6 protein-coding genes are annotated in these 15,766 nt (G+C 38.8%); 4 read left to right on the top strand and 2 right to left on the bottom strand.

From position 1 onward, the window contains the following. Nucleotides 1–614: 614 nt before the first annotated feature. On the bottom strand, nt 615–2,975 hold the full coding sequence (locus tag F6K54_RS05950; protein ID WP_293075589.1) for a CHAT domain-containing protein: 2,361 nt from the start codon (nt 2,973–2,975) through the stop codon (nt 615–617). Nucleotides 2,976–3,035: 60 nt separating this feature from the next. On the opposite strand from F6K54_RS05950, the gene F6K54_RS05945 reads away from it, so the two are divergent. From F6K54_RS05945 to F6K54_RS05930, 4 genes are all read left to right on the top strand, one after another. Next, a complete protein-coding gene (locus F6K54_RS05945; RefSeq protein WP_293075588.1) occupies nt 3,036–3,245 on the top strand; it encodes a hypothetical protein in 210 nt (69 codons plus the stop codon). Between the two features lie 2,555 nt (nt 3,246–5,800). Beyond that, entirely contained in the window at nt 5,801–8,374 is a 2,574-nt protein-coding gene (locus F6K54_RS05940; protein WP_293075586.1) for a hypothetical protein, read from the top strand. A gap of 2 nt (nt 8,375–8,376) precedes the next feature. Beyond that, on the top strand, nt 8,377–9,981 hold the full coding sequence (locus F6K54_RS05935) for an IS200/IS605 family accessory protein TnpB-related protein (RefSeq protein WP_293075584.1): 1,605 nt from the start codon (nt 8,377–8,379) through the stop codon (nt 9,979–9,981). A 26-nt stretch (nt 9,982–10,007) separates the two neighbouring features. After that, nucleotides 10,008–14,822 carry a hypothetical protein gene (locus tag F6K54_RS05930; protein ID WP_293075582.1) on the top strand — a complete coding sequence of 1,605 codons (4,815 nt, stop codon included), beginning with the start codon at nt 10,008–10,010 and terminating at the stop codon, nt 14,820–14,822. A 549-nt stretch (nt 14,823–15,371) separates the two neighbouring features. Here F6K54_RS05930 and F6K54_RS05925 read toward each other — a convergent pair. Continuing rightward, nucleotides 15,372–15,740 (bottom strand): helix-turn-helix domain-containing protein, encoded by a 369-nt coding sequence (locus tag F6K54_RS05925; RefSeq protein ID WP_293075580.1) that lies wholly within the window; start codon nt 15,738–15,740, stop codon nt 15,372–15,374. Between the last annotated feature and the right edge of the window lie 26 nt (nt 15,741–15,766).

Below are 15,766 nucleotides of genomic sequence, written 5' to 3'. Positions count from 1 at the left end.
AGTATTGTAGATTAACGATGAGCGAGAGAACGGAAGATAAAGGAATAGTGGAATAGTGAAATTTGCCAAAATTTGCTGAAAAATCGGCAAATAAGCGCCTTTAAGCTCTGAGAGAATATTTGGTTTAACGTCGCTTAAAAGCCTCTATCCCCGTGTCTGGTGTGTCCCCGCGTCCCCGTGTCTATCGAGAATGAAACAGCCCTGCCCTTTTTAAGGGAGATTTAGGGGAATAATTGATGTACTTCACGCCTTATGAAAACTATTATATAAGGAGAAACAAGTTTTTTTTATCACTAATTATTCGGACATGATATAACTCCTCCTTTATTATTTTTCCGGCTGCTCGCTCTTGTATTCCGACTATTTTTTAAATTAGTTATTAGCCAATTTAAAAATAAACCGTTAGTAAGCATTCAGCTATTAGCTGTCAGCTGTCAGCTCTCATGAGAGGGTTTGAATAAATATAGACTGTTTTAGCCAGCTTTTATAATTAAGTATAAATTCTGCCTCAATTAGTAAAGCTTTTATTTAAAACTAAAAACAATAGCTGATTGCTGATAACGTAGTTCCTCCGATAGGAGGCTAGCTGACGGCTGAATGCTTACAATTTATTACTAAGCAATATCTTCAAAGTGCTTATCCTGTTCAACAGGTTGTTTCTGATATCGAAGTCTCAATAATAAATCCCAATCTTGACGAGCAGTGGGAGACCACAACCAATTTTTTTGCAATTGTTGGATATGAAACTCTTTGCCAGCTTCTCTCATAACTTTACTAGCATATTTTAAAGCTTGGTCAGGAGTTTTCTGTAAATTTTTAGCGGATTTTAGTTTAATTAATCCTAAGCCTGCATAAGCATTCATAGCTCCTCTCTTATTGACAGATAAATTTCTCCGAACGCTATTAGAAACAGGACGGACTTTTTCCATTTCTAGGGGTATTTCTCCTGATAAATGCAATACTTTTAACCAAGCTCCATAAGCTTTTTCAATATCTCCTTTAGTGTAATAAGCAAAGCCTAAAGCATTTTGATATTGAATATTTTCTGGACTTTTTACAGCAGCTTTTTCCCAATAACTTATAGCTTCATCTATGAAGTTATTTTGATTTCCATCTTGGAAGATTTCCCAAGCTAATCTACCTTTAAGAAAATTGATTTCTGGATGGTCATTGAGTTGAGTAGGTACAGAAGCGATTGCTTCTCCTGCTTTTTCTAATTTTCCTCCTTCTAATAATGTTTCTACCACCAACTTTCCAGCCTGAATATCATTTTGCTTAAACTGTCTAATTGCCAGTATCTGTGCTTCTTCAATGCTACTAACTTTTTCATTAACATTAACAAGTCGAACCCTGTTATAGTCATAATTAATCCCTGGATCTGGGGCTTTAGGAAGCAATTGAGCATTCCCTGGTGACAGTTTATTGAAAGTAATTATATTAGTACCAAAAGCTAACATTACTAATGATGCTGCAGATACTAATGTTTTTTTCCAGGAAAATTTATGAGGCTTTGGTGTAGTTGATACTGACTGAGTTTGTGTTACTATTTCTTCTTGTTTTTCATTGCTTTTATTCCTGAGTTGTTCTGTTATTTCTCTTTCTTGCAATAACTCTTGGAGAGTCTTTACCTGGTCTTGATTATCTGTAGTCTGCCAATTAAAATTATCTGTTTGAGGTTCAGTAGGAAATTCCTCAATATTCTCCAGATCGATATTTGGTTCTACACGAGTAGAATCTTCTGGCGACTCTGGTGATGCAACTTTTTCCTCAACAAATTCCTCAAAAGGTTTAACAATTTCATTTGCCAAGTTGTCGGATTTTTGAATCAGACGACCATCAAACTCTGAATGTAGGTAAACAACAGGTAATGCCCAATAAAGTTCATGGGAACTGTAAGCAGAAATTAATCCTTGTCGTGCCCGACTCAAACTTAAGTCTATTGGATAACCTTGATTGAGATTTCGATAAAAAAGCCGTGTCAAGCTCAGAGAAACCTCATCTGGAATGCGTTCTGCCATTGCTAGCACTCCCGGAATACCTCGTTTAACTAGCGCTTCTGCTAAGTTGAGCGCTACTTCATCACCAGTATCGTTAACTGATTGGTTGTAAGCGCCTCGACATGAGTTGAAGACCGCCATCTGAATACCATTGTTAACTAACAACCCTGCTAAATCTCGACCACTGAGACTTTCTGTTAACCCTGTTGTATTGCTGACCAGAGATATTTCACCGCCGGAAATACCCCAGTTGCTATGACCTGCATAGTGGAAAACTTGATATTTACCTTGCTCTAAACGTTGAGTAAGTTGTTCTCGTCCGGGTTGCCTGAGAATATCTAGGTGGATCTGAGTTTCTCCACTATTTATTTGTAGCTCTTGTTGCAACGCCTCGTATTCTTTTTCTAGTTGCAGACTATCTTTATCGCTAGGAGCGGCGATCGCCATTAAGATTTTTAATGGTTCTTCTGGAGTTCGTGTCCGGGTTTGTTTAGGTAAGGAAGTATTAGGTTGATAACGAGAGAAAATTACATCAGTACCAGTGGCAAGGGGGCGATCGCCTGCATGGAGTACCTCCCAAGGCAAACTGGATATACGTCTGTCTTTAGTCCCCAGACGTAGCTGTAATATTTCTCCTGAGTAATGAGCTATTGCTTGAGCAGAAGTCAAACTATATTCCAGGGTGTTTTTGAATAGCTCTTGATACATTTCTTGGCCTAATGCCACTAAGCCTGGACTTACTACTTCCCCAGACCTGGCCACAATCTGACTGGGAATTACTACCTGAGAATTGGACTGTCCTTCTAGGAGATCGATTAATGGATTGCGAAATAGTTGACGTGCTTGGGCCAGCCATCGTTCTACAGGCCATTCGACAATTTCTTCTGCCAGTTCAACACCAACAGGCACTTTTTCTGTTCTAACAAAGTATTCGTCTTCTCCCAGGGGAGTAATTGAAATATGAAATTCCTGTGTCACTTATTTTTCATCCTTCTACTGAATTTACTCCGCCAAAACTCCCGATATTTGCTTTTGATTATGAATAAATGGGAAAGAAATGACGGCTGTGGATTTGGTGTTCTACTATTTTGGATTTTAGATTTGGGAAACTTTCTCTGTGTAGGAGTGTTGAGTATCCCTGACCTAGCAACCTTAAAGTGTTGGTATAAAAAAGCTAAAAGTAGTGCTGGTTATGATTTATCAGAACTAGCAATTTGCACGCCTAGTTGTAGTGTTATCTATAACTAACTTAGACCGCTTGATTAGTATGGGTAACACTCATTTTTTGTTTCTTCATCTATGTTAGTCTCAGATTTCTGAGGCTTGCTATTTAAATCTCCTTTTCAAGCACCTATTAACTAATTCAGGAGTACTTTCCGGATAATTCGATCATCAGTACTAATATATGGATCTAAGTATTCATACGGAAATGCCCAATGTGAAGTTCTCTCCCGTTAAATCGGAGATTATCACGGGAGACCCCTTGCCGAATCAAGTTGGGCAACAACTACCAATATGAATATGGGTAAGCTGACCGAATGGCATTTTTATCTACTGTTTATTTAGATAATATTATAAGAAAAAAGTTTCTTTTTTACCTAGTTTATCTACAGTGAATTTATTTCAGTTTACCGAAATTTTATTTTTTTTAGGCTATTTAAGGACCTTTTTTCGATTTATACAATACTAATTTATCAACTATTGTTGTAACTCCGGAAGGTTATACCATCATTTTTTTATATCCTTAAAAACTAGAAAGCTTTTTTCTCAGAACAATCTAAGTATCGACAAATTTTCCTGTAGAGTTGGTATCGGATAATTTGAGTTTTATATCCTAAGCATTCAGTTCCCTGCCTTCCTTTCTCCAAAATTTAACTATTTAATCGGATATGATATTACCGAATAATTAATAATTAATAATTAATAATTAATAATTAGGGTTTGCTGATTAAATCTAAAAGCATTGATATATATAAGGTTTGAGTAGTTTGAGGCTCGAAAAAAGTGCGCCTGTTTTAGTTAAAAACCCCTCAAAAAGCTAGTATTTTAGGCTAACTATGGCAGAACAATCTTGGGACAATTTTTACGACTATATCTTCTTATAATATCAAATCCGCTCGGGGTCGGTATAAAACAATTTTCATCTTCACCTAAAGAGCAAATCTTTCTAAATTCTCTTTTCTCCTGACTCCTGACTCCTGAGTTCTGACTCCTAGATTAACTATCTAATTACACCGATGCTACCGGATTTGATATAATTCCCATTTCTCCTGTCTTCCCCTCCTGGGAGCAGGGCTGTTTCATTCTCAATAGACACGGGGACACGGAGACACGGAGACACGGGGATGGAGGCTTTTAAGCGGCGTTAAACCAAATATCCTCTCAGAGCTTAAAGACGCTTATTGGCGCTCAAAATAGGCAAATTTTGGCAAATTTCACTGTTCCACTATCTCCTAATCTCCTGTTCTCCATAAATCCTTAATCTACAATACTTTAAAACAGCCCTGCCCTCCTGGGAGGGGGAGGGGCGAGGGGTGGGTTGTCTCCTGACTCCTACCTCAACAAAAAGACTTTTGAGCGCAAACCCTAATTAAATAATTCGCGCCTTTAACGGGAGACCTCTTGCCGACATCGAAGTTGGATAATTAGCGATCGCTCTAGTAAAACCTTTGAGTTCTTATGACAAAAATTAACTGTTGGCATAGTTTTTTGTATGTCAATAGATGGCTACAAAGTCGATCAAAGTGATATTCAGCCAGAAGATCATCTGTTATAGGACTTACGCATATACGCTATATATAGCGCTCAAAACTATTGTCCAATAGTACTTGCACTCTATAAATAGTGCCTTTGCGTAAGTTCTGTGTTAGTCAAACTTACATGAATAGAGTAGAGGGTGAAAACAGTAGAGGGCAAAAACAGTAGAGGGTGAAAACTGCATAGGATAACAACATTAAAGGGTAAAAACAGTATAGTATAACAATAGTACAGGGTAACAACATTATTATAAAAAAAAAAGAAAATTTTTCATAAATAATCAGGATGACTCCCTATAATCAACTAAATCCAGCTAAAAACTAAGAAACAAAAACATGGATAATACGATTGTAAGAACTCAGCTTTTAGGTCAGTCTGAAACATCTGCTTTGAACTCAGAATTATTAAGCTTAGAAGATAGCTTGAAAGTAATTGCCACTTGTAGCAATTTATTGCTAATATTAAGTAGAATTAGGCTGACAAAAAGCAGAAGATTTGCGAGAAAAGTGGGAAGTCTAAAATTTAGAGTTCTTCAAAGATTGATATTATATTCGCAGCAGATATAAATAGTGTAAATGGCGCTTTTGCAGGGTCTAATCATACTATTTATTTAGCAAAAAAATATACATAAATTTCAGGATTTAGTTGTTAAGTTATTATCAAAAACTAACTTAATTTAAAGATTTTGTAATTTATATTTTTTTGAATTTAATGCCCACATTTCGCACGTAAATTTGTAACATTAAAAGTAGTATACAACTTCTATTATTGGTAAATATTTATCTGTATAAATTACTTCTCAAAAGTCAAATTTTCAGTTAAATATTAAGCATAAATACTTGCTGAATTATTGACTTCTATTGACCACTATAATTTTCTTCTTACTTCTTACTTCTTACTTCTTACTTCTTACTTTTGACTTTTGACTTTTGACTTATATTTTTATGCTACGTTTTGTCGTGCATAATGTAGGTTAATAGGTATTATATTTATCCATTTCAGGCTATTTATTTCATCAAAAAAAAATCATAATCAAGGAGAACATCATGGCTCAAATCGACACTACAGGTATTGATAATATTCATAAATCCCTAGAACAGATAAAACTATTAACTGAAACACTTAATCAATTTGGTACTCTGGCAGATTCATTACCAATATTAGAGACAACTTTAGGAAATTTAATTGATTTAGGAAATCAAGTTGAAAACAATTTAATTCAGCCAATTAACGACTATTTTTCAGAAGACCAAAGTGATACAACAGAAGAACTAATTGACAAACTCAATAATCTAGATTTACCAGATCTAGATATAGATAATGCTCAATTTGATTCAGGACTGAATTTATTAACCTTTGATTTAAGTTTGTCTCCCACTCAGACCAAATCAATTAATCTCAATGGAGGTGATTTTCAGCTAGGATTTGATGGAGAAACTCAAATCGATCTGACAGCCGATTTAGATTTTACGGCGACTGTTGGTTTAGACCTAAATAATCAAGAAAATTCCTTTATTGATATTAACAAATTATTAGGTACGGCTAGTGTTGATAATACGAATTCTCCCCTAAATGCAGATTTAGATGTTGGTTTTTTAGGTGCAAGTATTCAAGAGGGTACAATTGATTTAGACGCATCAATTGAAGCTACCTTTAACGATCCTGGTGGCAACGGAAATAAAATTACACTCTCAGAATTAGAGATTGCAGAATCGGATTCAGAAAAACAAATTCAAAACATTCAAGATTTAGTGAATTTGTCATCAACGGGTACAATTTTGGCAAATTTACCTGTTGAAATAAAGTCTGGTGATATTGTCTTGGGTTCTACTCCATCACAAGAAATTACTCTAGGAGATGGAACAACAAATTTCTTTGAAACTGCGCCACAAATTCAACTTCCCGATGAGAAACTCTGGAAAGATTTTACAAATATTACGGCTAAAGACTTTATTGGTATTGTTCGACAACTAGGTTCCTGGTTAGATCAACTTCGGCAATCTGATATCTATGGAATTGAAATTCCTTTTATCAATAATCAAACTTTGGGAAATTTACTTGATATTGAAACAGCTTTGGAAAACAGTTTTGTCAGCAAGTTGATTCAGAAAGAAGATATTCAACTCGATCCTGACGATCCTGATTCTACTGTTTCTCAAGAAACCCTTCTATTTAAATCAGTTCAAGAACTTGCCGATCTTTTAGAAACAATACTTCCGGGTACAAATATTAATGCTCAGTATGATGAAACGAGTGGTGAACTAACCTTTGATTTAACTCTTTCTCCCTTTGAAGGTTCTGAACTTGTCAGTTTGCCTCTAGATTTCGATCTAGATCTAGAACCTTTAGGTAATATTAATAGTGAAGGAAATGTAACAGTTATACCTACTGGTACACTCAATTTAACTTTTGGAGTTGACTTAGATAAATTAACCCAAGATCTTAATGTCAATACACAACTAAATGACCTGAATAATGGTAATGGTATCTTTAATGCAGTTGGTCAAAATGACATCGAAATTACAGTACAAGATGGTAGTACTTTTGAAGTAAACTTCGACTCTGCTAATACAATTGGAGATATTATTAATGTTATTAATACAGCTGCAGCAGGTCAGGTTATTGCCAATATTACTCCTAACAGAAATCGCATTATTTTAGAAGATCAAACCAGTGGAGAACAAGAATTAACTGTAAAATCAATTAATGGTTCAGGTGCTGCATTTGTTCTTGGTATTTTGGCAACAGACTCTTCAGATTCAGATGCAGATATCCCATTTAAAGATGGTATAATCGAAGGTCAACTAATAGACACACGTTCATTTGGTGAGTCTATTTTTATTGACAATACCTCAGTAGAAGCAGGTATTGATATTAATGGCAATTTTGAAGCTGCAGCTAATTTAGGTTTTTTAGAAATAGAGGTAAATGACGGTCAAGCTAATGTTAATTCTTCTGTTAATCTAGCTTTAGGTAAAACAATTGGAGATAGTCGTCTCACTATTGATGAACTATATAATGCCATTGATAATGATATTAACCAAATTATCACAAATCAAGACATTAATGGAACAGCTTCTCTCAATTTACAAGACATTACTCTTCCTAATAATTCACTAAATATACCTATTGGTGATAATGCAAGTGTTACTGTAGAGATTGAGGATCTTATTCAACCCACAGCTCCACAGGTTACTGTAGAAGGATTTGAGAATATATCTGATAATTTGAGTGAATTAGATTTCTCAACAGTTGTAGCTTCCTTAACTGAAGCAGTTGATTTCTTAGGAAACCTAGCTGATGAAAATGACTTCCCCCTTCTGAATAAAGAAATTCCTCTAATTAATCTGAGCATTAATGACTTACTAGATTATGGCGATCGCTTTGCCGACATCATAGAACAAGTATCGGAAAATCCAACAAATACAATTGAAACCCTAGAATTTATTATTCAAGAAGCATTAGGAGAAATTCCGGGTAATTTAGCTATTATCCACTGTTTTTCATGTCGAATTTATGGTTCTAGGCACTATGCAAAAGAAAAAGTCAAAGCTATAGCAAATATTATTAACATTCCTAGACAAACCATGCTAACCTTGAGTAAAGTAATTCAATGTTAGCAATGGCCAAGTCTCACGGTTCCTTAACAGGGATAGAAGCAAAAATTGAATATCATCCTGTTTTTGAGGAACTGGGAAAATTGTATGAATCCTGGAAACGGTCTGCTGTCAACTGGATGCAAACTGAGAAATTGTCAGAATCAGAAGTAGAAAAGCATCTAATGAAGCGGTTTAACCTCCAATGGGCATGGGCTGATTCAATTGCCACTGAAGCCACTCAATGTTTAAACCAATTAAAAACAGCTAAGAATAACAATATCACTAAATTAGAATTACAAATCCAAGCTAAAACAACTGCGACAAAAAAACTCATCACTAAACTAGAAAAAACATTAAAGTTAGCAACAAAAAAAGGTTTTCCTCACATACAAGCCCGAAATAAATTTCAGAATCAACTGCTAGGATTAAAAAGTAAAATTCAGAAAATAGCTAGTCTGAAACGAAAATTAAAGAAGTTAAAAAATACAGAACGTTTACATATCTGTTTTGGTTCACATAAATTATTTAACGCTCAACATAATTTAGCAGAAAATGGATATCAAACCCAAGAGGAATGGAGTGTAGATTGGAGAAAAAAACGCTCAGGCAGATTTTTCTGTGTAGGAAAATCTCAGCCAGGGGGTGGAACTATGCTCAAAGTTTTCCCATTAAAAGAGGATGGGTTATATCAATTACAAGTTCAACTACCGAGACCATTACAGGATAAATATGGTCAGAAAATACAGTTAGAATTTTCAGTTTCAGATAGGGATGGCAGATATAGAGCAACAGATTTAGATTATGCCATAAACAATTTTAAACCAATCACAATTCAAATTTTTCGCAGGGAGCATAAACAGGATAATTGGTATGTACATTTAGCTACTTACATACAAGAAATTCCAGTAGTTCATACTAGAAAAAATGGTTGTATAGGTATTGATTTTAATGCAGAATCAATTTCAGTTACTTATGTTAAATGGGATGGAAATATTGAATATTTAGAAGACATATCTTACCAGTGGAAAAATAAAACTACTGGGTCTCGACAAACAACTATGAGAAATATTGTCGCTCATATTGTCAAATTAGCAGATTTTTTTGAGTGCGCTATTGCTATTGAGTCTTTAGATTTTACCAAGAAAAAATCCATTGCTCGGAGCGAGGAAAGTAAAGTTTATAATGCGATGCTTTCTAACTTGTCTACAGGGATGTTTAGAGAAGCTTTAGAGTCATGTTGTAGAAGATTTGGGGTTGAATTAATAAAAGTCAATCCAGCTTTTACCAGCGTGATTGGAATGATTAATTATATGGCTAAATACGGTCTAAACAGTGGCACTGCTGCTGCTTTAGTGATTGGTCGTAGAGCTTTAAAATTATCAGAAAAAATCCCCAAATGTTTGTTGAGACCAGAGGATGTCAACAAACATGATTGGAGTCATTGGAGGCGAGTTGCTAGTTTTATTAAACTACATCGTATCCGGAGGACTCAACTTTTTCAGTGGAGGAAAGCCCTTGAGGGAATCCTAACCCATAGTTTATGGGCGGAACATCAACTTTCTTTGCAAGTACACATTGAAACGGGTGAGCCACGAAATCATTTGCAGTCACCGATGGCAAATGTCTAGCTTTGTCTAGTTTTTAAGAAGGTGACTTGATAGATTATCAGGAGGCAACACAAGCTGTAGTTGTAAATCTTGATGACAGCAAAAATTATCAAAATTCCGGTGATATTGGCGACCTAGAAGATAGCTTTCAAATTGATGCTGCTACGGCAACAGATAGTTTGGCAGGTGAAGACCAGATTTTCAATGTTGAAAATGTCATCGGTTCAGAATTTGATGATGTTATTATTGGCAACTCCAGTGATAACGAAATTACTGCCCTGAATGGCAACGATCTTGTTATTGGTAACGCTGGAAACGATACAATTGATGGCGGAAACGGTGGAAATGTTGTTAGCTATCGTCGAGACCCGAGTTCAGTTAATGTTAGTCTTGAAGATGGTGAAGCTACAGATGGTTGGGGAGACATAGACACACTTTCCAAAATTGAAAACGTCGTCGGTTCAGAATTTGACGACGAAATTACTGGCGATGAAGAAAAAAATATTGTTACTGCTGGCGGTGGAGACGATACAGTTAATGGTCGAGATGGTAACGACGAACTGTTTGGTGAAGCTGATAACGACCTCCTAAGAGGAGAACAAGGAAACGACTTCATCGACGGTGGAGGCGACAACGATACAGTCATTTACGACAACTCACCAAATGGAGTAGTAGTAAATATAGACGAACAACAAGGCTACGAAAACCCAGTAGGCAGTCCACAAGCAACCATTGCCAGTGAAAATTCCATCCCCACCGATATCGAACCAGACGTTACCATTGAAGTAGCAGCAAATATCGACAAACAACACACAAGCATTGTCACCGACAAACCCATTCTCACCGACACCGAACCAGACTTTGCCATTGAAAAAGGCACAGCTCAAGACGGTTTTGACACAACAGATATTCTCACCAACCTAGAAAATATCATCGGTTCAGAATTCAATGACGTTCTCATAGGCAACGAAAAAGATAACCAGATCGATGGTCTTGCAGGCAACGACATAATGGTAGGTAACGCTGGAGACGACACCTTAGACGGAGGTGACGACAACGACACCGCCTCCTATCGTCGAGACCCAGACAAAGTAAACGTCAACCTCGAACAAAACCAAGCAAACGACGGTTCCGGAGGCACAGACGAAATATTAAACACAGAAAACGTCATCGGTTCCGACTTCGACGACACCATTACAGGGGACGAAGTAGATAACATCATTCACAGTGGAACAGGAAACGACATCATAGAAGCACGAGACGGAGAAGACATTATCTTCGGCGAAGAAGGAACAGACGATATCAAAGGCGAAGACGGTAACGACTTCATTGTCGGAGGCAAAGATCCAGACAAACTAGATGGAGGCAACGACAACGACACCGCCTCCTACTTCACCTCCGAAAGTCGAGTCCACGTCAGCCTCCAAGAAGGCCAAGGTTGGGCAGGAGACTCCGAACAAGACACCCTCACCAACATCGAAAACCTCGAAGGTTCAGAATACGAAGACCTACTCATCGGCGACAACCAAAACAACATCATCAGCGGTTTAGGTGGAAACGACCTGATCAAAGCTAAAGATGGAAACGACCTCATAGACGGAGGAGAAGGAAGCGATCGCCTCTACGGTCAAGACGGCAACGACACCCTAGAAGGTCAAGAAGGCAACGACCTCCTCAAAGGTGGCCAAGACCACGACCAACTAGACGGAGGAGAAGGCAACGACAACCTCCACGGTCAAACAGGTAAAGATACCCTAGAAGGAGGAGCAGGCAACGATAACCTCAAAGGAGGAACAGGGGACGATGAATTAGACGGTGGAGAGGGCAACGATAACCTAGAAGGGGAAACAGGCGACGACAACCTCAAAGGAGGAGAAGGCAACGACCAACTAGACGGTGGAGAAGGAGACGACAACCTCGAAGGAGAAGCAGGGGACGATCAACTCTACGGCATGGAAGGCCAAGATAGCCTTTCTGGAGGAAGCGATGACGACCTATTAGAAGGGCGATCGGGCAACGACCAGCTAGACGGAGGAGAAGGAAACGACAACATCTACGGCAACCAAGGAAATGACAAACTTTCTGGTGGAGAAGGCAACGACCTCCTCAAAGGTGGTTTGGACAAAGATACCCTTGAAGGTGGTGCAGGAAACGACGAACTGTTCGGCCAAATAGACAAAGACTTGCTCAAAGGAGGAGAAGGCAACGACAACCTCTGGGGAGGAGGTAACAGCGATCGCCTCTATGGCAACGAAGGAAACGACTACCTCAATGGTGAAGCAGGAAACGACACACTTGAAGGTAATGAAGGCAAAGACCGCCTCTATGGAGAAGATGGAGACGACGAATTAAAAGGAAACACAGGTCGCGACTACCTAGACGGAGGAGCAGGCAACGACGAACTCCAAGGTAATGAAGACAATGACCGCCTTTATGGTCGTGAAGGAGACGACATCCTAGAAGGAGGTACTGGTCAAGACATACTCGACGGTGGAGAAGGTGACGACTTTATGTATGGAGAAGAAGGAGGCGATCGCCTAGATGGAGGAGAAGGAGAAGACTACCTAGATGGAGGAGAAGGAGACGACCGACTCAAAGGTGAAGCAGGAGACGACCATCTGTTAGGTCAGTCTGGTCAAGACTACCTAGATGGAGGAGAAGGGGAAGACATACTCGAAGGAGGAGAAGAAGCAGATGTATTATTAGGCAAAGAAGGCGATGACTACCTCGAAGGTGGTGAAGGCGATGATGAATTAGACGGTGGAGCAGACGAAGACCAACTTTACGGTCAAGAAGGTAACGATACTCAGACAGGAGGTGAAGGTAACGACTACCTCGAAGGAGGTGAGGGCGATGACGAATTAGCAGGAGGTGAAGGTAAGGACCAACTCTATGGTCAAGAAGGCAAAGATATCCTTTCTGGAGAAGAAGGTGACGACAACCTTTATGGTGGAGAGGGTGATGACGAATTAGATGGAGGTCAAGGTAACGACTTACTTTCTGGCGAGGATGGTAATGATACTCTTGATAGTGGGGATGGTGATGACAACCTCGAAGGTGGGGATGGTGATGATGAGCTAACGGCAGGTGAAGGGGAAGACCAACTCTACGGTGAAGCAGGGAATGATACTTTAGATGCAGGAGTTGGTCACGACTATCTTGAAGGTGGGGAAGGCGATGATGAGCTGACAGCAGGTGAAGGTGATGACCAAGCTTACGGAGGTGCTGGTAGCGACAGTATTAATGGTAATGCAGGTAACGACTTACTTGATGGTGAAGAGGGTGATGATGTTATTGAAGGTGAAGATGGAGATGATTATATTCTTGGTGGGGATGGTGATGATGAGTTAAGTGCTGGTGCAGGTAATGACTTGTTAGAAGGTGGTGAGGGTAACGATGAGTTACATGGCAATGAGGGTGATAATATTCTCGAAGGTGGGGAAGGTGATGATGAGTTATATGGAGGCAGTGGTAGTGATACGTTTGTTTTGCAGCAGAATGCTGGGTATGATTCGATTTATAATTTCCAGGTGGATGATGATTTCTTTGAGTTAATAGATTTGACTTTTGAGGAGTTGGAAATAGCTGAGGAAACGGAGTCGAGTGATAATACTGTGATTAGTGTTTTGGATAGTGGGGAACAACTTGCTTTTGTGGAGGGTGTGAAAGCTGATGAGTTGACTGGTTTTTATTTCTTCCCTTTTAGTAGCGATGAGGAGGCAGAGTTGGGAACTTTGGCACAACAGGAGGATATTACTTCTGAGTCTGAGTCTTCAGAAACTGATGATGTTGTGGCACAACAGGAGAATATTACTTCTGAGTCTGAGTCTCCAGAAACTGATGATGTTGTGGCACAAGAGGAGAATATTACTTCTGTGTCTGAGTCTCCAGAAACTGATGATGTTGCCGCACAAGAGGAAAATATTACTTCTGAGTCTGAGTCTTCAGAAACTGATGATGTTGCCGCACAAGAGGAAAATATTACTTCTGAGTCTGAGTCTTCAGAAACTGATGATGTTGCCGCACAAGAGGAAAATATTACTTCTGAGTCTGAGTCTCCAGAAACTGATGATGTTGCCGCACAAGAGGAGAATATTACTTCTGAGTCTGAGTCTTCAGAAACTGATGATGTTGCGGTACAAGAGGAGAATATTACTTCTGAGTCTGAGTCTTCAGAAACTGATGATGTTGCCGCACAAGAGGAAAATATTACTTCTGAGTCTGAGTCTTCAGAAACTGATGATGTTGCGGTACAAGAGGAAAATATTACTTCTGAGTCTGAGTCTTTAGAAACTGATGATGTTGCGGTACAAGAGGAAAATATTACTTCTGAGTCTGAGTCTTCAGAAACTGATGATGTTGTGGAACAAGAGGATGATATTACTTCTGAGTCTGAGTCTCCAGAAACTGATGATGTTGTGGCACAAGAGGATGATATTACTTCTGAGTCTGAGTCTTCAGAAACTGATGATGTTGTGACGCAAGAGGAGGATGATATTACTTCTGAGTCTCCAGAAACTGATGAGTCAGATAATTCTGTGACAGAAGAAGCGATCGCTTCCAACTCACCCAAGGAAGAGAAAACTGATGCTCTAACTGGTGAAGAAGTATCTACAGAAATAGATGACGAACTACTTAATGGTGAGTCAGACTCACCCTCAGACAATACAGATGAGTTTCTACTTGCTGGAGATGACTTAGCTTCTATCCGTGAAATTGAAGTTCAAGAGTTAACTACATCTGATAATAATATGATTGAGGATAATATCACAACAGGTTCAAGAACCATTGAAACTGCCGAGCGCGATCGTCAAGATCCAGTTTTAGCGGCCATAGATACCAATGATATGGCACTGGTTTAATTGATATCATGTCCGGTTGAATAGTTAGACTTTGGTGGAAGGAAGGCAGGAGGCAGGAGGCAGGAGGCAGAAGGTTTTCTCAAGAGTGTCACCTTAATTTTATACACGCTCCGATGCTACCGGACATGATATGACATCTTCGGAGGCGTCAGGCAGGGGGAACCGTCCGTAGGGCGATGTACAGGAGTTGTGAAACTCCCCCCTTCTAAAACCGATATTCCCTGTTCCCTCTTTTCTGCAGATGTCTAATGAAGATATAGCAACTGTCAGGTTGGTTAGGAAAATTAGTGCGAGCATCTTGCTCGCGTCATGAATCATAATAATTACCCGATATCCTAACTATGGTGGCGACTGCTATAGTTAATCGAGATGATTTGGATTTGTTTGTAGTAGGGCTTTAGCCCGCCAGATAGATATTTCAGTTGCTCAAGCCCTACTACGAGCTGACAAAGTTTTGATAACTCTACTCACAACTAAATTATACACTCAACTCACACCAACAAAAATTCAGCCAATATAATGCTTTCAAGCACCTCCACCACAAAACTACTATTTTTCACTTTCCAACCATTGTTCTCCCAACTGCTGGAGAGCCATCATCACTGGTTGAACTTCTAACCCTTTATCCGTCAGAGAATATTCAACATGGGGAGGCACTTCCGGAAATACCCGCCTTGCTAACAAACCATACTGTTCTAATTGCCTCAGTCTTAACGTCAGAGTTTTCGAGCTAATTCCCGGTAGTGCTTCTAATAATTCGTGAGTCCGGCGATCGCCCCTCAGTAACTCTTGCAAAATCAACACTGACCACTTACTCCCCAATATTCCCAACACAAACTGAATTGGACAATTTTTGCTTAAACACAAACTATTTAATATTCTAACATCTGATTCGACATTTTTCTGTTTTACTTTCATTTTATTTTAGTTATTAAATATTTATC

Origin of the sequence: Okeania sp. SIO3B5, from assembly GCF_010692555.1 — a bacterium.
Lineage (GTDB): Bacteria > Cyanobacteriota > Cyanobacteriia > Cyanobacteriales > Microcoleaceae > Okeania.
The sequence above is the reverse complement of the archived record's forward strand: the minus strand, read 5'-3'. Positions and strand labels throughout refer to the sequence as shown.

What these genes read in the sequence shown, in the direction of transcription:
- F6K54_RS05945 (WP_293075588.1), top strand. Translation starts at nt 3,036, where the DNA reads ATGAATAAATGGGAAAGAAATGACGGCTGTGGATTTGGTGTTCTACTA.
- F6K54_RS05940 (WP_293075586.1), top strand. Translation starts at nt 5,801, where the DNA reads ATGGCTCAAATCGACACTACAGGTATTGATAATATTCATAAATCCCTA.
- F6K54_RS05935 (WP_293075584.1), top strand. Translation starts at nt 8,377, where the DNA reads ATGGCCAAGTCTCACGGTTCCTTAACAGGGATAGAAGCAAAAATTGAA.
- F6K54_RS05925 (WP_293075580.1), bottom strand. Translation starts at nt 15,740, where the DNA reads ATGAAAGTAAAACAGAAAAATGTCGAATCAGATGTTAGAATATTAAAT.